The organism is Microbulbifer mixtoriginis (SeqCode) (assembly GCF_052466765.1).
Window position 1 is genome coordinate 1598067 of sequence record NZ_CP174289.1, and the last position, 20563, is coordinate 1618629.

Consider the following 20563-nt stretch of genomic DNA (forward strand, 5'->3'; position numbering starts at 1 on the left):
TTTCACAGGCGCACTGCTTTTGGTGGCAGTGCTGCGCCTTAGGGTCACACCTTGCGAGCAGTACTATGCAAGAGATCAAGCCCAAGCCCCCCGCCAGCGCCGGACAGCTGTTTGGCCACCCCAAAGGGTTGTTTCTGCTATTTGGCACCGAGATGTGGGAACGTCTCAGCTACTACGGCATGCGCGGTATTTTTGTCTTTTACCTGACTTCCACTGCCACTGCCGCAGTCTTCGGCTGGGAACAGCTCACCGATACTGAATTGCAGTCCAAAGCCCTGAGCTATCTGGGCTGGTACGCCATGTTGGTGTACCTGACCCCCATTATCGGTGGCTGGATGGCTGACAACCGCTGGGGGCAGCGCCGCTGTATCATGTTTGGCGGTACCCTGATGATGCTGGGGCAATTCTCCCTGGGTTTTCCTCATACCTGGCTACCAGACGGTAGTGAGATTTACATGCTGTGGCTGGGGCTGGCCCTACTGATTATCGGCAATGGTTTCTTTAAACCAAACATCTCCACTATGGTCGGGGATCTCTACGAAGAGGGGGACCACCGCCGCGATACCGCATTTACTATTTTCTATATGGGGATCAACCTGGGCTCAATTCTCGGTTATTTGGTCGTAGGCTGGATTGGGGAAAAGGTGGACTACCAGCTCGCCTTTATTGTTGCAGGCATTGGTATGTTGCTGGGCCTGATTCTGCAAATGACTCAAGCCAAACGCTACTTGGGAGAAATAGGCGTAGAACCCTCCGCTCATCTGGAACTGAAAAATAAAAAAGACGAGGAGGAAAATAAACACCGCCCCCTCACACAGGAAGAGCGGGATCGCATTAAAGTCATTCTGGTTCTGGGTGTGTTTATCGTGGTTTTTTGGGCTGGTTTTGAGCAAGCTGCCGGGTCAATGAATCTATTTGCCAAGTACCGCACCGACCTGAATATCTTTGGATGGGAAATTCCTGCCAGCTGGCTACAAATGGTCAATCCCTTGTTTATTATTATCCTCGCACCGATTATGGCCTCTATCTGGGTAGGTATGGGAGATCGCGAGCCGAGTTCACCGGCTAAATTCAGCCTGGGGTTAGTTTTTCTCGGAATCGGTTTTCTCTCTATGTGCGGCGCGGCACTACAAATCGGCGACTCCGAGACCATTAAAGCAAGCATCTGGTGGCTGATTTTCGCCTACATTTTTCACACCATTGGTGAACTTTGCCTGTCACCTATCGGACTTTCTGTGGTGACCAAATTATCTCCCCTGCGTTATTTATCCCTGATGATGGGACTCTGGTTTGCCTTTATTGGTATCGCCAACAAAGGGGCAGCAGAGATCGGTAAATTAGTGGGGGTTTCTGGACCACTCGCCACTTTCGGCGGTGTCGCACTAACTGCCATAGTGGCCGGTTTTATTCTATATTTGATTCGTGAAAAACTAGTGGATTGGATGCACGGTGCAGAAGAGGTGCATGTTACAGTGGGCGAAACTACCAGAGAAGAAATCAGTATTACTGCTGATCACGAGGGAACGCCACCCAAACACTTCAGCGGTAATAAAGAGTAGTACTTGATTAACTCTAAAATTATCTATCGGGTAGTTCGGCACAGGAGTGTGCCGCCTGCGGATAATTCCTTGCCCAAAACTCCTTAGATTAGAGCTTCTTGCAAGGAACCTTCATTGACGCCGCTATTAGCGGCCTTTGACTAAATAGGCAATCGCCCGATCCAATCCCTCAAGGGTCATCGGATACATATGGCCATCCACTAGACGCTGGGTCATGCCGATACTGGGCGTAAACTGCCAATACTCCTCATCAACCGGATTTAGCCAGATCAGATTGTGGTAAATATCGGTGATACGTTCCATCCAGGCTGCACCCGGCTCTTCATTCATATGCTCAACACTGCCGAAACGGCTGGTAATTTCGTAGGGTGCCATAGAGGCATCACCGACAAAGATAACCTTGTAGTCCTTGCCATAGGTACGCAGTACTTCCAACAGAGACGTATTCTCGCTATAGCGCCGCTGGTTATCTTTCCACACATGTTCATAGACAAAGTTGTGAAAATAAAAATACTCCAAATGCTTAAATTCCGAGCGGCAGGCAGAGAATAACTCTTCACACACGCGCACATAGGGGTCCATAGAACCGCCCACATCGAAAAAAATCAGTACTTTTATTGCGTTGTGCCGCTCTGGCACCATCTTAATATCCAACAAACCCGCATTGCGCGCAGTGGAAGAAATGGTGTTATTCAAATCCAGCTCTTCTGCTGCGCCAGTGCGGGCAAATTTACGCAACTTGCGCAGAGCCACTTGGATATTGCGGGTTCCCAGGCTGATACTGTCATCCAGATTTTTAAATTGGCGCTTCTCCCAAACCTTGGATGCCGAGCGATTACGTCCCTGCCCTCCCACCCGAATACCACCCGGGTGATAGCCACTGTTACCAAAGGGGCTGGTGCCACCGGTACCTATCCAGCGATTGCCGCCACTGTGGCGCTTTTTCTGCTCTTCGAGACGCTTTTTGAACTCCTCCAGCAACTTTTCCAAACCACCCAGGCTTTGGACTTTAGCCTTTTCCTCTTCGCTTAATTGCTTGAGAAATTCCGCTCTGAGCCAGTCTTCCGGAATCATTTGCTCAACGATATCGTCGAGGGTTTCCAAATCTTTGAAATAGGCCTCGAAAGCGCGGTCGAACTTATCGAAATGTTTTTCATCCTTCACCAGACAGACACGAGCGAGGAAATAAAATTCCTCCAGATCTGCAAAAACCAGGCGCTGTTGTAAAGCCTCCAGCAAGGCCAACAACTCGGTGATGGATACCGGTAATTTATAGCGACGTAAATTCAGGAAAAAGCCAATCAGCATAGTAATTCGCAGTCAGCAATGGGAAAAAATGCTCAGTGGTACCGAGCGGAACATCATCAGGGGCAGAAGTTTACCCCTAATGAAAGGCAACAAGGCTTGCTCAGCGGTTGTCACGACGTGCCATAAACGCCAGGCGTTCGAGCATATGCACATCTTGCTCATTTTTCAGCAAGGCGCCATACAGTGGAGGAATGGCACTGCTGTTATCGCGATTCTTGAGTACTTCTTCCGGAATATCATCGGCCATCAACAACTTCAACCAATCAATCAGCTCTGAGGTGGAAGGCTTCTTCTTTAAACCCGGTACTTCGCGCAACTGGAAGAAAATATCCATCGCTTCTGCGACCAGTTGCCCTTTAATTTCCGGGTAATGGACATCGACAATTTTGCGCATGGTATCGCGGTCGGGAAAGCTGATGTAATGAAAGAAGCAGCGGCGCAGGAAGGCATCCGGCAGTTCTTTTTCATTATTCGAAGTAATAATGACAATGGGGCGGTGCTTGGCCTTGATAGTTTCTCCGGTTTCGTAAACGAAGAATTCCATTCGATCCAGCTCCACCAACAAGTCGTTGGGGAATTCGATATCCGCTTTGTCAATCTCATCGATCAGCAGTACCACACGCTCTTCCGCAGCAAAGGATTCCCACAGCTTGCCGCGCTTGATGTAATTGGCAATATTGTGAACCTTATCCACCCCCAACTGGGAGTCGCGCAGGCGGGATACCGCATCGTACTCATAAAGTCCCTGCTGGGCCTTAGTGGTAGATTTGATATGCCATTGGATCAATTTCATTCCAAGGCTCTCGGCAACCTGTTCCGCGAGCAGTGTTTTGCCGGTGCCCGGTTCGCCTTTGATCAACAAAGGGCGCTGTAAGGTGACGGCTGCGTTCACCGCCATCTGCAGGTCTTCGGTAGCTACATAGCTATCGGTACCGGTAAATTTCATGCTTACTCCAATCCTGTCATCACGCTATCTTCAGATTTAGCGAATGATAATTGAACAGCGGGGCGGGTGGCGAGGCGGGAACGATCAAATTGGATGACCAGCCCGAGTAGAGACTAAATGAAGGGGGTTATCGACTATGGCTCAAGCCATCTGAGTGCTGCGGCGGTGTACTACTTGGCGCCCCTTACCGGTGATATACCAGCGAATCCCCAGGTGACTGTGGATTTTGCCCACCATTTCTAATACAAGCAGGCTGTTAAGGGCACGGGCAATAGAATTGGTCTCCATACCACTATCTTGCACCATACCACTTAGGGAGCGGAATACACACTCACCGTCATTTAGCAGATTGAGTACCTGCAGGGCATTGTCGTCCAGCTTGCGAATTTGGTTGAAATCCAGCACCGGCCCCTGCTCCAGATCCCCTTCTATCTCATGTTCCAGCAAAGGCATCATTTCCAATTGCATAGTGCGCAGTTCCTGCTCCATATTTTCCACTCGAGCACGGGCGATACTGGCATCGCGCAGCTGGCGACGCGCAGCATTAAACACGAACATGCGGGAAGCTATAGCGGCAAGCAGACAATAACCGGTAAAAATCAAAAGCCGCGAAGGGTCGCCTTGGATTTCGATCAGTAAATCGCTTTGGGTAAACTTCAGGAAGATTGGCACCATTAAGGCACCACACAATCCCATAATCAGGCAGCGAGCAAGGCCGGCGGGATCCTCCTCCGTAAACAGCATTTGATAATAGTTCACCAGCCCACCGAGAATGCCCGATACCAGCATTACTGCAGTGAGAATCAGCAGGTGGTCGAGCATCAGGGTTCCTCAGCCATCTGGCAACCTGCGCCATAACAATGGGCGAAAATCTACGCCAAGGGCAATTTATAAACTTTATCTGTCGTGAGTCTGGCTTACCAATAAGTAACCCTCTCCACTGGGATATTCAGGAAATACAATCCATGATTTCCCAACAGGGGCTTGTTTATTGGTCTTTATCAGTAAGCCGGCTCGTCTGGCCTCACGCCAAGTGCGTAAGCAGCCTAATAGATATAGCAGCTGTCACCATCTACAGAGAGGCTAGAGAAAGGAAGGAACGCCTTTGATAAGCAAGGGGAGAAAAGTGAGTGGGCCCAGTTGCGATGAGCCCTGTGATGAGGGAAGATCTGGATGAAAAATCCCGTTACTGTTCCTTGAAGTATGGGTCTTCGTCGAAACGACGGCGGCGACTGCGACGAAACTTAGATAATAGCGAAACCAGTCCCCACACAATCATCACCGCTAAAGCACCACCTGCAGCAAATACCAAATTTGCTGTCACTTCCGGTGCAGCCCCATTTTCTTCAAATAATACCTGGTAGAGATACAGGGGTAGTACGGGCATGGCTACTGACTCGGCCACCGGTATTTTTACCGGCAGCAGTAGTACACCAGCCAAGACCAATAACAAGGTGCGGCGCAGCCAGCTCCAGCGCCAATTGCGCATAAACCACCAGCCGGCAGCTAGTAAAACCAGTGTCGAGCCGGTATATACCAACCAGGCAAGTTGAAAATCTTCAGACATTTTTTATTTACTCTATGTTTCCCGCCCAGTTCAGGAACTAGTGACTATGCCTCACTAGCTCAACCGGCTTCCACCCAGGTGACGATGTGCTCCTCCATATCGTCCGGGTGAACCAGCCCCTCACTGATGACACTGCCGCGCACAGACATACCCGCTTTGTGTACAGACTGGCTATCTCCACTCACAAGCGGATGCCACTCCGGCAAAGGGTGCCCTTCGGCCAAGCGACGGTAGGCACAGGTGCTCGGAAGCCAGGTGTATTGGTCTATATCCTCTACCCGCAACTGCACACATCCAGGCACCAATTCTTTTCGCCTTGAATACTGGCTACAGCGACAGGAGTCTGTATCCAGCAAACGGCAGGCGACATTGGTGTTGTAAAGCTCACCAGTTTCCTCATCTTCCAGGCTGTGCAGGCAGCAGCGCCCACAACCATCACACAGAGCTTCCCATTCAGGTTCACTCATTTGCGCTAGAGTTTTACGTCGCCAAAAAGGCAATTGTGCCATTAATCTAACTCAGCGCTGCAGTTTGCTGTTTTTCAATGCGATCTCACGCATTTCAGAATCGGCCACCGGCGGCATCTGCAAATAGTAACCTTGCACACGTACCTCTTGCAGGACTTTGTCGGCATTTGCACGCGCCAGTTTGCGCTCTGGAGTCATTAGCATGGTAGTGACGTGCTGGGGGCTGCCAAACAACTCCAATAAATTTTTAGGTACTCGCGCAGTCCCCTCACGCTTATCGACGTACAAATACATTCCTTCTTTTTTGGGACTGCGATAAATATCACACAAGACTTTCACTTCATTTCCTCTTTGCGTAAATGTCGCAGAGCTTTAAGCAGGGGCCGACCAACCACTTCGGCGCGCCAACCACAGAGACGCCCCTGCAACTGGGGGTCGCGAGCAAGGACCAGGGCTTCCAACTCTTTTTTGCGAATTAGGATTTCTGCAGGCAGATTTTCACGCTCTGCAATACTCGCGACCTCTTTACGCAGTAACTTCAGTAACTCCCCCTGTTGTCGGTTGAGCGGCTGCGGTAAACGCGTCGGTAAATCGCTGCGCTCCAGAGCGCGGGAAATCAACTGCAACAACCTATCACCGTGTTCTCGCAGGGCACGGCCCTCGAGGCCAGCCTGGCTCAAGGCGCCTTTATGCCGCGGCAACTGCTGGGCCATGGTCATACAAAGATTTTCCTTGAGCAGGTGGTTGCGCGGCATATTTCGGGTTCGCGCCTCACATTCCCGCCAAGTACAAAGGTCCTGTAACACGGCCAAGTGTTTACCGCGCAGGCGCCAGGCACCTTTCACTTTCTGGTAATAGAACTCAGGGGGTTGCGGGCTTCGCGCAGTTGCCACCAAAGTTGCGCAGTCTTCTACTAGCCAAGTTTCCCGCTGCTGCTCCTGCAACCGCTTTAGCAAGGCACCATAGAGAACCGGTAGCCAAGCCACATCGAGTGCGGCGTAGGTTTTCTGGGCATCACTGAGAGGGCGCTGCAACCAATCCGAGCGGGTCTCGCTCTTCGGCAGTTCAATACTCAATAGCTCGCGCACGGTAGCGGCGTAACCGAGGCCTGCCCCCATACCACTAATCGCCGCGGCGATCTGAGTATCAAAAATGGGCTCGGGGATCACCCCCAGCAGACGCTCCAGAGTCTCCAAATCCTCGCTGCAGCTGTGCATGATTTTTGTAACAGCCGTATCCAGCAGCAGATCACGCAAAGGTTGCAGGTCTTCAATGCCGAGATTATCGATGAGGTAGCAGTGCCTGCCATCCCCAACCTGTACTAGGGCCGGCTGAGGATAAAAGGTGCGACTGCGCATAAACTCGGTATCCAGAGCCACAGCGCGCTGCTGTCGCCACTGTGCGCACAAAGCCGCCAACTGCTCGCAGGAGTCCACCCAGCGCGGAGTAGTATCTATTTCAACCATCGGTATTACTCTGCTGGGGGGAAGAAGGCGGTGCGACTATTGAAGGCGTGTGCCAGAGTACCGCCGTCGATATATTCCAGCTCACCGCCAATGGGAACGCCATGGGCAATACGACTGACAGTCACTCCCTGCGCTTTGGCGCGCTCGGCAATGTACTGGGCTGTCGCCTCCCCCTCTACTGTGGGATTGGTGGCGACGATCAACTCCTGTAATGGCTCACTGGCCAACCTGCATTCCAGCAGGTCCATTCCAAGATCTGCGGGGCCGATACCATCGATCGGAGACAAGTGACCATGCAGCACAAAGTAGCGGCCATGGTAGTTACCAGCCTGCTCAATCGCCAGCACATCGGCGGGAGTTTCAACAACGCAGAGAGAGGTTTGTTCGCGGCGGCTGTTGTTGCATAGAGTGCATACGGCTTCTTCGGTCAATGTACGGCACTGCTGACAACGACCGACCTTCTCCACAGCCTGCGCCAGGCTGCGCGCCAGTAATTCTGCAGCGTCGCGATCCTTTTCCAACAAGTACATCGCCATGCGCTGGGCCGACTTGGGGCCCACACTGGGCAGGCAGCGCAGCGCGCGAATCAACTCTTCGATTAAGGGACTAAACATATAAGGCTAAACAACCGGGCTCTGCCCCTTAAAATGGAAACTTGAAGCCTTCCGGCAGATTCATACCAGAAGCGAGGTTACCCACCTGCTGCTTTTGTAACTCCTGGGCCTTCTCCTCAGCTCGGCGCACAGCATCATTCACTGCCGCGGCCAAAAGATCTTCCAACATCTCTTTGTCTTCGGACAGCAGGGAAGGGTCGATTTCCACAGAGATAACATCGTGCCGGCCATTCATGGTGACCTTAACCATACCCGCGCCGGATTCACCGCACACGCGTAGCTCATTTAACTCCTGCTGTACCTTCTGCATTTTTTCCTGCATGTCGGCCTGCATTTTCTGGGCCTGTTGCATCAGATCGCCCAAACCTTTCATAGGTAACCTCTATCTCTATTATGTGTGAGCCCGGTTAGACGCCGGGCAACCAAAAACTCTATCAATCCGCCTTCGCCAGGGATTCAACAGTATCTGACACTAACTCAGCGCCCAGCTCGGACTGAAGTTCCTGAACCAGGGGGTCTGAGGTAAGGGCATCCCGCGCTGCTGCTAGGCGCGCATCGCGAGTCGCCGCAGCCAAACGTGCCGGCGTACTGCCTTGTACCTGCCCCACCTGAATCTGTGAAATAACCGGCTGCTGGAAAAAGTCTCCCAGCAAGTCCCCCAGGCGCCGCTGATGCACCTCGTCATAAAGACTGCTAAAAGATTCGTCCAGGGTAAAGGAAAGTATATTGTCCTGGCGCCCCACTAGCTCCAGATGCTGCGCGATCGAGTGCAATATGCCGCTGACGCCCAACTGCTTATAGAGTGCCGGCCAGCTACCTGATGTAAGGGCATCAAAGCGTGCCGGCGGTGCTTCAGCAACCTGAGCAACCGCTTCCGTTCTCGTGGGGGCCTGGTTTTCTACCGCAGGGGGGGAGGCCTCGACTTCCGCTACGCGTTGGCGAAGTTCAGCTAGAACCCCCTCCCGCGAGCCAGAGGGCTGCGCGCTGGGTACCTCTAGTGGTCGCTCAACTATTGCAGTCTGGACACCCAGTACTAACTCGCCGGCTTGTTCTGCATGGTATGGAGACTGCTGGGGCGCGGGTTCTTCAAGTTTAGGGGGCATATCCCCTCTAGCCGGCACCGAGTTCTGAACCGGGCTTTCATTCTGCGCAGCCGCTATCGCTTCGGCATGAGGCCCTGGAGTTGGCACAACCTCGGCACTCTCAGAGTGCTGAGGCACCACAACTTCAGACTTTTTTTCGACGGCATTCTCCTGCTCGATAGGCGCCTGCTCTCTAGGAGCCGTCTGAGTTTGCGCACTAGCAGTTGTTTCAGGCAGTTCTGCCCTTGGAATTGTCGCTACGCCCTGCGGGCGGAACGCCAGCATGCGCAACAGGGCCATTTCAAAGCCACTACGGGGATCTGGGGCCAGGGGTAGGTCACGGCGAGCGTGAAGGGTCATTTGATAGTAGAGCTGTATATTCTCTGGGGCTATGCGACTGGCAAGCTGTCGTAGCCGCTCGCCATCCCCCAGGGCGTTATCTATCGACTGGGGTAGAATCTGAGCGACCGCCAGGCGATGTAAGTTATCGGAGAGCTCTGTCAGGGTGGCGCCAAAGTCTGGAGCCTGTTGAGCCAGCTCAGCAACAGTAGCAAACAACGTCGCCGCATCTTCTTCTGCCAAGGCATGTAGCAGTTTCCACACCAAGCCGGTATCGATACTACCGAGCATGCCGCGCACTTCGGCTTCGCTGATTTTGCCACCGCCAAAAGCGATAGCCTGGTCGGTGAGACTCATACCATCGCGCATACTGCCGTCTGCCGCGCGGCCTAGCTGCCAAAGGGCGCCTTCTTCAAAAGGCACCTGTTCCTCCCCCAGTACAAAGCGCAGATGCTCGACAATCCGCTCGGGGCTCATATTCTTAAGCTTGAACTGCAAGCAGCGGGACAACACAGTTACTGGCAGCTTCTGTGGGTCTGTGGTAGCGAGCAGGAATTTTACATGGGGCGGCGGCTCCTCCAGGGTCTTCAGCAGGGCATTGAAAGAACTGTTCGAGAGCATATGCACTTCGTCGATCAAATAGACCTTGTAGCGACCCCTGGTCGGAGCATACTGGACATTTTCCAGCAGCTCCCGGGTATCCTCCACCTTAGTGCGGGATGCCGCATCCACCTCAATCAGATCGACAAAACGGCCATCGGCTATCTCATTGCAGGCATTGCACTGTCCGCAGGGCTCAGAGCTGACACCCTCCTCACAGTTCAGACATTTGGCCAGAATTCGGGCAATTGTGGTCTTTCCCACTCCCCGAGTACCGGCAAACAGGTAGGCGTGGTGCAGCCGGCCGTTATCCAAGGCATTGATAAGTGCCTGAAGCACGTGCTCCTGCCCCACCATCTCCTTAAAAAGACGCGGGCGCCATTTACGTGCCAGTACTTGATAGCTCATCCAGTCTCCGGTGCTCGGCACACCTCTGCCAACTTATATCTCAGCGCCTTTGGCGCGGGCGCCATTATACCGGCATAGACGACGAGGCATAGCGAATAGCAGGCTATCACCCCAAGAGATCGTTTCGCGCCACTCGTAGCCCAAGCCAACCTTGTGATATAACTGCGCCAGCTCGCACTAAGAACAAACAATTCACAACGATAAAGCGAGCCTGGGACGGGGAAAGCAATACGCAATGAATAAAGCCAGGAAGACACTTCTGGAGAGGCTATTTGCCGAGCACGGCCAAGCCTTGGTGCGCTTTGTCGCACGTATTGTCAAAAGCCCAGACGATGCCGAGGATATTGCTCAGCATGCCTACCTGCGCCTACAAAAACTCAGCGATGAAAAGGAGTTGGAAAACCCTCGCGCCTATCTCTACCAAATCGCAAACAATCTGGCTGTTGACCAACTACGTCGAGGCAAGCTGCATGTGGAGTACCTCAACCAGCAAGTCTCATTAGAGGGGGAGACTCACGGTAACGACCATACCGATCACCAGTCCCCAGAACGGGTTCTCGCGGCACGCCAACAGTTACAGTCCATCTATGAGGCAATGGATAAACTGCCACTGAAGTGCCGACAAGCCTTTCTGCTACATAGAACTCGCGGACTCTCTTATAGCGAAATCGCCCATGAAATGAACATCTCAGTGAGCAGTGTGGAGAAATATATTCTACAGGCACTAAAGGCCTGCCGGCGCAAAGTGGATTCCTCCCCGTAAACCCGAAGCTTCCATTCAGCCTCCTCACTAATTTTTGTTGAGGGGGGCACCTTCTCAGCCGTCTCAGTGTGCATGAGTGGAGCTTAAATCCTGACAAAACCTGAAAAGTGAGGCACTTTCAGAATTATTTGCTGCTACATGAGGCAGTTGCGTTGCGATTATTCTGTAGGAAGATCTTTACCTTCACCGGCATCGCAAAAGTCGGGCAGTTTTGAGTAAGATGCACTGAATTTTGAGACCAAAGTCCCACTCTTAAAGCGTTATTTAACCCTTAACTACCAGAGCAAATATGAACAGCAACCCCCAAAGTCAAACAAGCGATGAGAGCCTGGACCAGGCCTGTGCTTGGGTTGCTCGCTTACGCTCAGAGGCCATGAGTAGCGCGGAAAAGCATGAATTCGAAGCCTGGCTGTCGGCTTCTGAAGCTCATCGCCAGGCTTTCGATGAGGTGGTCGAGCTCTGGGGCGACCTGGGTGCCCTCGCTCATATGCCAATCGATCAACTGTTCCCCGAGAGTGTACCCAGCCCCCACACCCAAAATGGAAAAACTCAAGAAAAGAAAAGAGTACAACCTATTCATTGGGGACTACCGCAATGGTTCATCGGTGGCGGACTCGCCACCTGTGGTGTATTCCTCGCTGTCTGGGTTGGCCTGCAATGGCTAGGAAACAGCAAGACTGATCAACAAATTTATATCACCCAGCTAGGTGAGATTCGCACCATCAGCCTGCCTGATGGGTCCGAAGTAAAGCTGAACTCTAATAGTGAATTTCACGTCAGCTTTAGCCGCAAGGAAAGACAAACGCAACTCCTTCGTGGAGAGGCCTTTTTTGACGTCGCTCGCCAAACTGCCCGCCCTTTCACCGTTGCCGCAGGCAGTGCAAGTATCCGTGTACTGGGAACCGAATTTAATGTAGAGCTGAACCCAAAGAATACCCGAGTATCGGTCACCGAAGGTAAAGTCTCTGTCAGTGAAACAGAGAAAACACCAGGCCTAACCCCCGACTCCGTTACGCTAATCAAGAACCAAAAGGTCAGCGTATCTGACCAAGGCCTCACCCAAGTCCAGCGCACCTCACCGGAAGAGGCGACAGATTGGACTCGCGGTATCCTGGTATTTGAAAGAACTCCCCTCAAAGAGGCCTTGCAAGAGCTAAACCGCTACTTAGCCACCCCTGTTGTCGCTGCACCACAAATCGAGGGGCGCCTAGTATCTGGTACTTTTGCCATATCCGACCCAGATAACACACTCGAAGCCATTACCACGGCCCTGGACCTTCAGCAGGACCGCAGTAACAACAACCTGACTATCTTGTCTCCCAAGCACAACTAGGTTATAACCGTCTCAAATGGCGGTCGTTTATTAAGCAAATAACCAACTCCCCGCCCACAAACACAATAGATACACCCGCTCAGTTAAATTCAAACTGCTGGGCGCAATAAAAATGGGCAATTTCTTGACGGTAAAGCACTGGGTTACAGCTTTTTTAGCACTCATGCTGTCGGCAAATAGTGCGGCCGATGCACTGTGCCCAAAGCCCAGAATCGAGCTTCCAGCGAGCTCTCTGCCAGAGGCCCTCATTTCTTTGGGAAGGCAGTGCCAAGTCTCTATTCTGGTACCAACCTCCTCAGCTTCGTTATATCAACTACCTAAGCAGACACTGAGTACAGGGCAAAACCCATTTGAAGCAACAATTGAACAACTACTAGAAGGCCTTCCATTTTCCTATCACCGTATAGGCCCGACCTCCTTCGCGGTGACTCCAAATAAGGAGTCACCGCCTCGATCTGAACAGCAATCCAGCAAAGCACCTGAAGAAATCACAGTTACCGGCCAAAGCCTTACCGGCAGCCATTTGCGCCATTATCAGCTAGACGGCTATGCTCCTATCGACAGACTAACCCGGGAGCAGCTTGAACTTACCGGAGCGCAAACTGTTGCCGATGTACTCAAGTTTCTCCCAGCCATTTCGGGAAATTCCACCAGTACCTCAGTCAGCCAACAGGATGACGGCACAGCCACCGTCTCTCTCCGTTACCTTCCTGCCAGCAACACACTGGTCTTGATCAACGGCCGCCGCATAATTGGGGATGGTTACAACGGAGAGGCTACTGACCTCAACACAATTCCTTTATCTTTAGTCGAGCGTGTCGAAATCCTAAAAGACGGGGCTTCTGCAGTTTATGGATCGGATGCCATTGCTGGAGTGATCAACATTATCCTCCGCAAGGACTTCGAGGGCCTATCTATAGATAACTACTATGGGCAATCAGGTGCTGGCGATCGCGAAACCGAATCCCACCATTTAACCTGGGGGAGACACGGCGAGCGGGGTCATATCATGCTCAACCTGGCACAATACACCCAAGGCTCAATAATGAGCCGCGACCGCAACTTATCTGAGTCTGCAGACAGCCGAAATTTTGGTGGCACAGATAAACGCTCATCAGCCACCCCCGAAGGATTTATCGCGCTTGATAACGGCGCCACTCTGACCAGCCAAACCTCCAATAATTATCGGGACTGGTCCCTAGAGGATCGCTACAACTATAACGACTACACCTCTGCCGTCACTCCACTCAAAAGTAACTCTGCTTACCTATCTGCTAATTTTGACCTTTCAGACAACCTCCTTTTATTTGCCGAGGTAATGGGTCTACACACCTCTGCAGAGTCGACCAAAGCACCCTCCCCAGTCTTCACACGCTTCGATAACGGTGATTTGACAATAACAGCAGATAATATCTACAACCCCTTTAACCAAACAATTACAGATGTTAGGAAGCGCATTACGGAACTAGGTCCGCGCATTCAAAAAAACCGCACAGCCACCTGGAGACTCAATACAGGAATCAAAGGGGTCTACAACCAGTGGCATTGGGAACTGAATACCTCCCTGCAAAGGGCAAAAAAATCTGAAAAACTCAGCAACCTTATTAACCCCCTAGCGCTCTCTCAAGGCCTGAAGGGGCCTACCAGCTGCAATTCAAGCAACGACTGTACCCCTATCAATCTCCTCGGCCCCAGCGGCAGCATCCCTCAGGAACAACTGGAGTTTATTCGAGGAACAAGCACTACCAACAGCCGCACGAGAATGGAATCTCTCACCTTTATCTCAGACGGATCCCTAGGGGAAACCAGAGCCGGAGAAATTTTAGCGGCAGCAGGATTCGAGATTAGACATGAAACTCTGACCAGCGACTCGAATGACCTAAACGGCCTTTCCTATATTGGTGGGCACTCCCCAGGAGCGACTCGAGGCTCACGCACCATTAAAGAAACTTTCGCCGAGGTCTCAATCCCAATTCAGGAAGAAAAACTCTGGCTCGATGGGGCCGTTCGCTTATCCAGCTATAGCGACTTTGGTAATACCTACAACCCCAAGCTCGCCATACGCTGGCAGGTTTTGGAAGACTTAAATCTACGGGTCAGCTATGCCAGCGGTTTCAGGGCCCCCGCTCTTACTGATATGTATCAACAGGGCTATCAAAGTCAGGAGTTTATCTTTGACCCCTGTACCAGTAAGAGCGCAAGCACTTTAACTGGCTGCCCAGGGCAATCAGACAGCGCACGAATTCAGTATCTTACCGAGTTTGGAGGCAACCCCAACCTCACGCCTGAAACTTCAAAAACCCTTACAGCTAGCCTTGCCTGGACACCAGAACATATAGAAGGGTTAAGCTCTGCAGTCGAATTTTTTAACATTCAACAGGAAGATGTCATTGGCAGTAACCCTCAGTTCCTGGTTGAGCAAAATGCCTATGCTGGGCTATTCAGCGATAGAGTATTGAGAGACGAGCAAGGTGAAATCACCAAAATTCTCGCAACAAGAATCAATCAAGGTCGCAGAACCATCCGTGGTTACGATGTTGCGCTTCGCTACGATCTACCCGAGGATGAGCTTGGGCAGTTCAAGCTAGCTATGAACATAAGCCATATGCTGGACTACCTCAACCAGGGAGCCGCAGGACTACCTGAAGAAGAACTGTCAGGCACTTTTGTAGACATCACAACTGGCGGGGCAGGCTCACTGCCAGAATTTAAAGCCAATGCTGGGATTTATTGGAGCAGCAACCAATGGAAGGCTGGCTACACTGTGCATTTCGTCGGCAGCACTAAGGAAACCTACGCTCACAACGATAAAATCATCACCCACGATATTGGCAGCTGGTTTAGCCATGATGCACAACTCTCCTTCAACCCTTCTAGCAGATTTCGATTCTCAATCGGTGTCAACAACCTACTTAACACTCCGCCTCCTCTTGCTGTAACAGCGACAGAAAATAATTTCGACCACCGTACTTACGACCTGACTGGAAGGTACTGGTATGGGGCTTTCTCCTTCGAACTATAACCTCCTATAGTCCGATAGCGGCAGACCAATTGAATCAATCCACACCCCTCCCAGACCTGCCAAAACAGCCATAACGAAGTATCAGCAAAAAAATGAGATTTTTTTTGAGGGAGTCTTTCTGTCACTCGTTAAGAGATATGTTGGGAGGAAAGCGGCCACTTGGGGGTAGCTGCTTTCAAAACTCGTCATTATTGACAACAGATTATAAATCCAACGATCAAGAGAGGATTGACAATGAAAAAGAACCTCCTGTCCGCAGCTGTGAAAGGAGCCATTGGCTTCACTGCTGCCGCAATTATGGTTCCGACCATGCCTGCTTTCGCTCAACAAGATGCGGAGATGGTTGAAGAAGTAGTAGTAACTGGCTCACGTATCAAACGCCAAGATCTAGAGTCTGTTACTCCACTGACTTCAATTGGCGCAGAAGAATTTCAGATTTCCGGTAACCTTAACGTAGAACAAAAGCTCGCAGAGCTTCCGCAAACTCTACCAAGCTTTGGGCCCAGCTCTAACAACCCTGGTGATGGCACCGCACGCGTTGACCTTCGAGGTCTTGGCAGCTCTCGTACAGTTGTACTTGTAAATGGTCGCCGCTATATTCCATCAACTCAAACAGGAGTTGTAGACCTTAACACCATTCCTAGCACCTTGATCAAAAGTGTAGATGTCATTACAGGCGGTGCGTCCGCGGTATATGGCTCTGATGCTCTCGCTGGGGTTGTTAACTTCCAGCTGGTAGATGATTTCGAAGGCGTCCAAATTACCAGCCTTTATGACGTCTCAGAAGATGGAGATGCTGCAAAGCGCAACATTGATTTAACCATTGGTGGAAATTTCGCTGAAGGTAAGGGTAACGCAACTGTATATGCCTCCTGGACTGACCGCGAAGAAGTTTTCGCGCGTGATCGCGGCTTCACCAACGTTACTTGGACCGAATCTGACACCGATGGAGACGGCTTTAATGATAGCCTGGTTCACGGCGGATCTAGCCGAATCCCTGGCGCCCTAGCAACAACTGCTAAGCACCCTAATGCTGAGTCCGTGAACCTATATAAGACCTTCAATACAGATGGCACCTCTCGTGACTTTGTAAGCCCTGATGACCTCTACAATTACGCTCCTGATAATTATCTTCAATTGCCACAAGAGCGCTTCCTTATCAGTGCATTTTCGCACTACGATATTTCGGATAAGGTAACCGCCTACGGCGAAGCAGCGTTTTCACATAACGAGGTACCCCAGGAGCTAGCCCCGGTACCCGCAGCACTAACCGTTGATGTAAACCCGAATACACCCTTCTTTGATGAAGCTTTCCAACAGAGCCTGAAGGATATCAATACTGCTGCCGGCCTAGACGAGAACACCCCTGTTCCTGTGGCAGTAACACGTCGCATGGTTGAAAATGGCTCTCGTCAACAACGCGATACTCGCGATGCTTTTCGGATTCTCGCAGGCTTCCGCGGTGACATAAATGACGATTGGTCTTTTGATACCTATTACAGCTACAGTAATCTTGAATACACTAGCTTGCTGAATAATGACGTTGCTGCATCTCGCTTTGCCCAAGCAGTCTTAGTTACCGATGATGGAAAAGCCTGTCAGGATACCTCTGGGGGCTGTGCACCTTTAAATATCTGGGGGGAAGGCAACATCAGCCAGGAGGCCCTTGATTTCATCAATGTTGGCGCAACCAATGTAACCACTATCACTCAAGAAGTGATTTCTGCTAGTGTGTCCGGCGTCCTAGGCACAATTCCATCAGCAGATGAAGCTGTCGGTATCGTTTTTGGTCTGGAACATCGCGACGATGAATCTAGCTATCGCCCAGATACCTTCCTCTCCTCCGGAGATGTTCTTGGCTTTAATGCCGGTGAGGCAACAGAAGGTGGCTATACCGCAATGGAAGCCTTCACCGAGGTAAACGTACCGCTTATCTCAGGAAGACCGGGAGTTGAAAGCCTTAGCCTCTGGGGCGCATACCGTTACTCCGATTACTCAAATATAGGCGGCGTTAGTTCCTTCGCAGGTGCATTGAACTATGCACCAATTGAAATGGTGAAGTTCCGCGCAGGTTATCAAGAATCTGTTCGTGCGCCCAATGTATATGAGCTTTACCAAGGTCAAGCTGCAGGGTTCCCTGGCGCCAACGACCCTTGCGCCCAAGGTAACATTACACCCGACACCGACTTGGCTCTATGTAGCCAAATGGCTGGCACTCCAGCAGGCAGCTTCAAACAGCAAGATACTCAAATCGAAGGCCTGTTCGGTGGCAACACTGAGCTTAAAGAAGAAACTTCTAGCACCATTACTTTTGGTGCCGTAGTTGAACCTATGGATGGCCTTGATATCGCTATCGACTATTATGATATCGAGATTGAGGACGCAATTAGTGTTCTTGGTGGCAGTGTTAACAATGTTCTTGACCTGTGCTACAACCAGATTAAGGATATTAACTCCCCATTCTGTCAGGCGATCACTCGCAAAGACAGTGGAAATGTTGATGTTGTCCAAGTTCTTAACCAGAATATCGGCCTTATCGAAACCCGCGGAATTGACCTCAACATTAACTATGGTACTGACCTCGACTTTGGCTTCGATGGCAGCTCCTACTTGAATGTTACTTTTAACAGCTCTTATCTATTGCAGTACGATGTAACCCCAATTGCTGAACTGCCTGACCGTAAGGATGAGTGTGCAGGGTATTTTGGCACTACCTGCGGATCACCGAGAGGTGAGTTTAACTGGAACACTCGCGTCAGCTGGCAGAGTGGTCCTCTAACTGTTTCTGCGCTCGTACGTTACCTTGATGGCACTGACGATGACACGTTGATGTCTGTAACTGGGTCACGCACAATTCAGGTTACTGATGAGAATATTGCTGATCTGCAAAAAGCTGGTAGTGCTTTCGACAATGTTAGTGTTGGTGATGTTGTAACCAATCCTTTTGACGCAAGGAATCAGCTTGTTGCAGACTCCCTCGATGATGAGTTCTATCTAGATTTAAGCCTTGGTTACGCAGTTTCAGACAATTTTGACCTCAATTTTGGTGTTAAAAACGTACTCAATACTGAACCTACTAGGCTAGGGGATTCTGCAGAGCAGGGTAATACCTTCCCATCCACATACGATATGTTAGGTCCCCGCTACTTTATGAGCGCTAGCTATCGCTTTGAATAATAACCCACAGGGTAATTTGTAATACTAAGAAACGGCGGGGCTGCTCGCCGTTTCTTTATTTGGTAATTAGGTATGCCTTCAAATCTAAGTCTTCAGGAGTTACTAACCACCCTAGGAAAAATGATTGAGACGGGAGAGGCAAGTAAAGTCTTACCTATTGCCCTCAAACTAAATAAGCAATACCCCAATGAACCCAACACCTTGCATCTAATTGCCCTTGCCCAGGCCCAAAAATCTAATAAAAAAGATTCAAAATTATTCTTCAAAAGATCACTTGAAATAAAAGACAATCAACCATTTGTCCATAACAATTTCGCCAATTTTCTTAAGCAGCAAAAACAAATAAAATTAGCTCGGCACCACTACAATCAAGCCATTTATTATCACCCAAAATTCGCGGAAGCCTGGCGAAACCTAGCAATATTAGAGTATGAAACAGGCAACCTAAACACAGCCTATGAACATGCACTAAAAGCATCAGAAATAGCTCCCGACCTTATTGCAACATTGACTCTTCTTGGAAATATCTGCAGAAAAAAAGATCAGCTCAAAGAGGCCGCCAATTTCTTCCAAGCGGCCAGAAAAAAAGACCCTAAAAATGTAAATGCCATTTATGGTCTAGCTATCACGTGCTCAGATTTAGAGAAAGCTGAAGAAGCTCTCACTTTATTTGAAGAGGCACTTAGTTTAGCCCCAACGATGAGTGAAGCTCTATACTCTAAAGCACTGGTAGAATTAAATCTAGGGCACCAAGACTCAGCTATAGAGACACTAAAAAAACTAATTGATCTAAACCCCTTGCACGCGCAGGCCCACAAAACTCTGAATGAAGTTTATTGGCAGCTTGGAAATACAGATTTATTTTGCAGTAGCTACCTCAAGCTAACAAAAGAGAAAAGAGGGAACAAAGAAATTGCAATCCCTCACATAGAAAACCTCATCGCAGCGGGGCTAATTGAGGACGCGCAAAGTGCTTTAGATAATTGGCCTAATTCAAGCAATAAATTCGAATCAACTTTCCTTCGAGCCAGAATTGAAGAAGAAAAAGGTGATCTAGTAACCGCCCTGCAACTTTATGAAACTGCCTATTCATTGCAGCCGGATCTCAGCATTACCAAACAGTACTTGGCAATCCTTATGAAAACCCATAATTTTGAGAGGGCAAACAAGCTAGTAAGTCAAGCGTTAGCGTACTCTCCTGACGATCAATTGTTATGGGCTATTCAGGGAACCTGCTGGAAAATACTGAACGACGAACGCCATCTTTGGCTTAATGGCAATGGGGACTATATTCGTAAATATGTGATACCCACTCCAAGTGGATTTTCTAATCTTGGTGAATTTCTTCTAACATTAAAAGAAGAACTACTCAAAATACACAACTTAAAAGAACGCCCCCTCTTCCAATCAGTACGCTCTGGAGTACAGAGCCCAGGAAGATTACTTCACAAAAATAGACCTATAATTCATACCTTAAAAGAAAGCCTGAAAGAGGCGACCAGCCAATATATATTGAACCTCCCCGAGGAGAAAGAGCACCCTTTTTTAGGTAAAAAATCTATAAACTTTAAATTCTCCGGATCATGGTCCGTGATGCTAAAAAATAGCGGCCACCATGTTAGCCATGTGCATACTCAAGGTTGGATAAGTTCGGCTTTTTATGTTGAAATCCCACCATCCACAAGCAAACACACTCCAAAAGATGCGGGCGATATTTATTTTGGCAAATCCCCATACCAATTAGGAGACAAAGATTTTATCGAAAAGCAAATAACACCTCAAAAAGGGACTCTAGTTTTATTTCCCTCTTATACTTGGCATGGAACAGTACCATTATCAAATAATACAAAACACCTGAGAATTACAACACCATTTGATGTTATACCGAACCATAGATAAAAGATGGTTAAAT

Annotated in this window: 16 protein-coding genes; 6 read left to right on the forward strand and 10 right to left on the reverse strand. The window is 50.0% G+C overall.

What is annotated here, in order from left to right; genetic code table 11:
* Nucleotides 1-65 precede the first annotated feature (65 nt).
* Nucleotides 66-1559, forward strand: coding sequence for a peptide MFS transporter (locus ACJJIV_RS07025; protein WP_444891251.1), 1494 nt, complete (start codon nt 66-68; stop codon nt 1557-1559).
* Nucleotides 1560-1685: 126 nt separating this feature from the next.
* Here the strand turns inward: ACJJIV_RS07025 and ACJJIV_RS07030 are convergent, their stop codons facing one another.
* The 10 genes from ACJJIV_RS07030 to dnaX form a co-directional block, all read right to left on the reverse strand.
* Complete coding sequence (locus tag ACJJIV_RS07030; RefSeq protein WP_252084687.1) at nt 1686-2867, reverse strand: vWA domain-containing protein; 1182 nt, start codon at nt 2865-2867, stop codon at nt 1686-1688.
* A 100-nt stretch (nt 2868-2967) separates the two neighbouring features.
* Nucleotides 2968-3813, reverse strand: coding sequence for an AAA family ATPase (locus ACJJIV_RS07035; protein WP_252084686.1), 846 nt, complete (start codon nt 3811-3813; stop codon nt 2968-2970).
* A 141-nt stretch (nt 3814-3954) separates the two neighbouring features.
* Complete coding sequence (locus ACJJIV_RS07040) at nt 3955-4635, reverse strand: YEATS-associated helix-containing protein (protein WP_252084685.1); 681 nt, start codon at nt 4633-4635, stop codon at nt 3955-3957.
* A 364-nt stretch (nt 4636-4999) separates the two neighbouring features.
* On the reverse strand, nt 5000-5380 hold the full coding sequence (locus ACJJIV_RS07045; RefSeq protein WP_252084684.1) for a hypothetical protein: 381 nt from the start codon (nt 5378-5380) through the stop codon (nt 5000-5002).
* A 59-nt stretch (nt 5381-5439) separates the two neighbouring features.
* On the reverse strand, nt 5440-5889 hold the full coding sequence (locus tag ACJJIV_RS07050) for a YcgN family cysteine cluster protein (RefSeq protein WP_444891252.1): 450 nt from the start codon (nt 5887-5889) through the stop codon (nt 5440-5442).
* Between the two features lie 9 nt (nt 5890-5898).
* On the reverse strand, nt 5899-6186 hold the full coding sequence (locus ACJJIV_RS07055) for a YcgL domain-containing protein (protein ID WP_444891253.1): 288 nt from the start codon (nt 6184-6186) through the stop codon (nt 5899-5901).
* Nucleotides 6183-7313 carry a ribonuclease D gene (gene rnd, locus ACJJIV_RS07060; protein WP_444891254.1) on the reverse strand — a complete coding sequence of 377 codons (1131 nt, stop codon included), beginning with the start codon at nt 7311-7313 and terminating at the stop codon, nt 6183-6185. The genes ACJJIV_RS07055 and rnd overlap by 4 nt, the downstream gene beginning before the upstream one ends.
* Nucleotides 7314-7318: 5 nt before the next feature.
* Nucleotides 7319-7927 carry a recombination mediator RecR gene (recR, locus tag ACJJIV_RS07065; protein WP_444891255.1) on the reverse strand — a complete coding sequence of 203 codons (609 nt, stop codon included), beginning with the start codon at nt 7925-7927 and terminating at the stop codon, nt 7319-7321.
* Between the two features lie 28 nt (nt 7928-7955).
* A complete protein-coding gene (locus ACJJIV_RS07070) occupies nt 7956-8300 on the reverse strand; it encodes a YbaB/EbfC family nucleoid-associated protein (protein WP_152451685.1) in 345 nt (114 codons plus the stop codon).
* Nucleotides 8301-8361: 61 nt separating this feature from the next.
* On the reverse strand, nt 8362-10356 hold the full coding sequence (gene dnaX, locus ACJJIV_RS07075; RefSeq protein WP_444891256.1) for a DNA polymerase III subunit gamma/tau: 1995 nt from the start codon (nt 10354-10356) through the stop codon (nt 8362-8364).
* 235 nt (nt 10357-10591) lie between these two features.
* Between dnaX and ACJJIV_RS07080 the strand changes: the two genes are divergently transcribed.
* From ACJJIV_RS07080 to ACJJIV_RS07100, 5 genes are all read left to right on the forward strand, one after another.
* Complete coding sequence (locus ACJJIV_RS07080; RefSeq protein WP_252084678.1) at nt 10592-11119, forward strand: RNA polymerase sigma factor; 528 nt, start codon at nt 10592-10594, stop codon at nt 11117-11119.
* A 289-nt stretch (nt 11120-11408) separates the two neighbouring features.
* Nucleotides 11409-12452, forward strand: coding sequence for a FecR family protein (locus ACJJIV_RS07085; protein ID WP_444891257.1), 1044 nt, complete (start codon nt 11409-11411; stop codon nt 12450-12452).
* 112 nt (nt 12453-12564) lie between these two features.
* Nucleotides 12565-15474: a TonB-dependent receptor gene (locus ACJJIV_RS07090; RefSeq protein WP_444891258.1), complete on the forward strand. Its 2910-nt coding sequence runs from the start codon at nt 12565-12567 to the stop codon at nt 15472-15474.
* Nucleotides 15475-15708: 234 nt separating this feature from the next.
* Entirely contained in the window at nt 15709-18651 is a 2943-nt protein-coding gene (locus tag ACJJIV_RS07095; RefSeq protein ID WP_444891259.1) for a TonB-dependent receptor plug domain-containing protein, read from the forward strand.
* 72 nt (nt 18652-18723) lie between these two features.
* The gene (locus ACJJIV_RS07100; protein ID WP_444891260.1) at nt 18724-20550 is read left to right on the forward strand and encodes a tetratricopeptide repeat protein; all 1827 of its coding nucleotides are present in this window, start codon (nt 18724-18726) and stop codon (nt 20548-20550) included.
* The last annotated feature ends 13 nt before the right edge of the window (nt 20551-20563 follow it).

Excerpts from the sequence above, each read along its gene's own strand:
- ACJJIV_RS07025 (WP_444891251.1), top strand. The coding sequence starts at position 66 with ATGCAAGAGATCAAGCCCAAGCCCCCCGCCAGCGCCGGACAGCTGTTT.
- ACJJIV_RS07030 (WP_252084687.1), bottom strand. The coding sequence starts at position 2,867 with ATGCTGATTGGCTTTTTCCTGAATTTACGTCGCTATAAATTACCGGTA.
- ACJJIV_RS07035 (WP_252084686.1), bottom strand. The coding sequence starts at position 3,813 with ATGAAATTTACCGGTACCGATAGCTATGTAGCTACCGAAGACCTGCAG.
- ACJJIV_RS07040 (WP_252084685.1), bottom strand. The coding sequence starts at position 4,635 with ATGCTCGACCACCTGCTGATTCTCACTGCAGTAATGCTGGTATCGGGC.
- ACJJIV_RS07045 (WP_252084684.1), bottom strand. The coding sequence starts at position 5,380 with ATGTCTGAAGATTTTCAACTTGCCTGGTTGGTATATACCGGCTCGACA.
- ACJJIV_RS07050 (WP_444891252.1), bottom strand. The coding sequence starts at position 5,889 with ATGGCACAATTGCCTTTTTGGCGACGTAAAACTCTAGCGCAAATGAGT.
- rnd (WP_444891254.1), bottom strand. The coding sequence starts at position 7,313 with ATGGTTGAAATAGATACTACTCCGCGCTGGGTGGACTCCTGCGAGCAG.
- recR (WP_444891255.1), bottom strand. The coding sequence starts at position 7,927 with ATGTTTAGTCCCTTAATCGAAGAGTTGATTCGCGCGCTGCGCTGCCTG.
- ACJJIV_RS07070 (WP_152451685.1), bottom strand. The coding sequence starts at position 8,300 with ATGAAAGGTTTGGGCGATCTGATGCAACAGGCCCAGAAAATGCAGGCC.
- dnaX (WP_444891256.1), bottom strand. The coding sequence starts at position 10,356 with ATGAGCTATCAAGTACTGGCACGTAAATGGCGCCCGCGTCTTTTTAAG.
- ACJJIV_RS07080 (WP_252084678.1), top strand. The coding sequence starts at position 10,592 with ATGAATAAAGCCAGGAAGACACTTCTGGAGAGGCTATTTGCCGAGCAC.
- ACJJIV_RS07085 (WP_444891257.1), top strand. The coding sequence starts at position 11,409 with ATGAACAGCAACCCCCAAAGTCAAACAAGCGATGAGAGCCTGGACCAG.
- ACJJIV_RS07090 (WP_444891258.1), top strand. The coding sequence starts at position 12,565 with ATGGGCAATTTCTTGACGGTAAAGCACTGGGTTACAGCTTTTTTAGCA.
- ACJJIV_RS07095 (WP_444891259.1), top strand. The coding sequence starts at position 15,709 with ATGAAAAAGAACCTCCTGTCCGCAGCTGTGAAAGGAGCCATTGGCTTC.
- ACJJIV_RS07100 (WP_444891260.1), top strand. The coding sequence starts at position 18,724 with ATGCCTTCAAATCTAAGTCTTCAGGAGTTACTAACCACCCTAGGAAAA.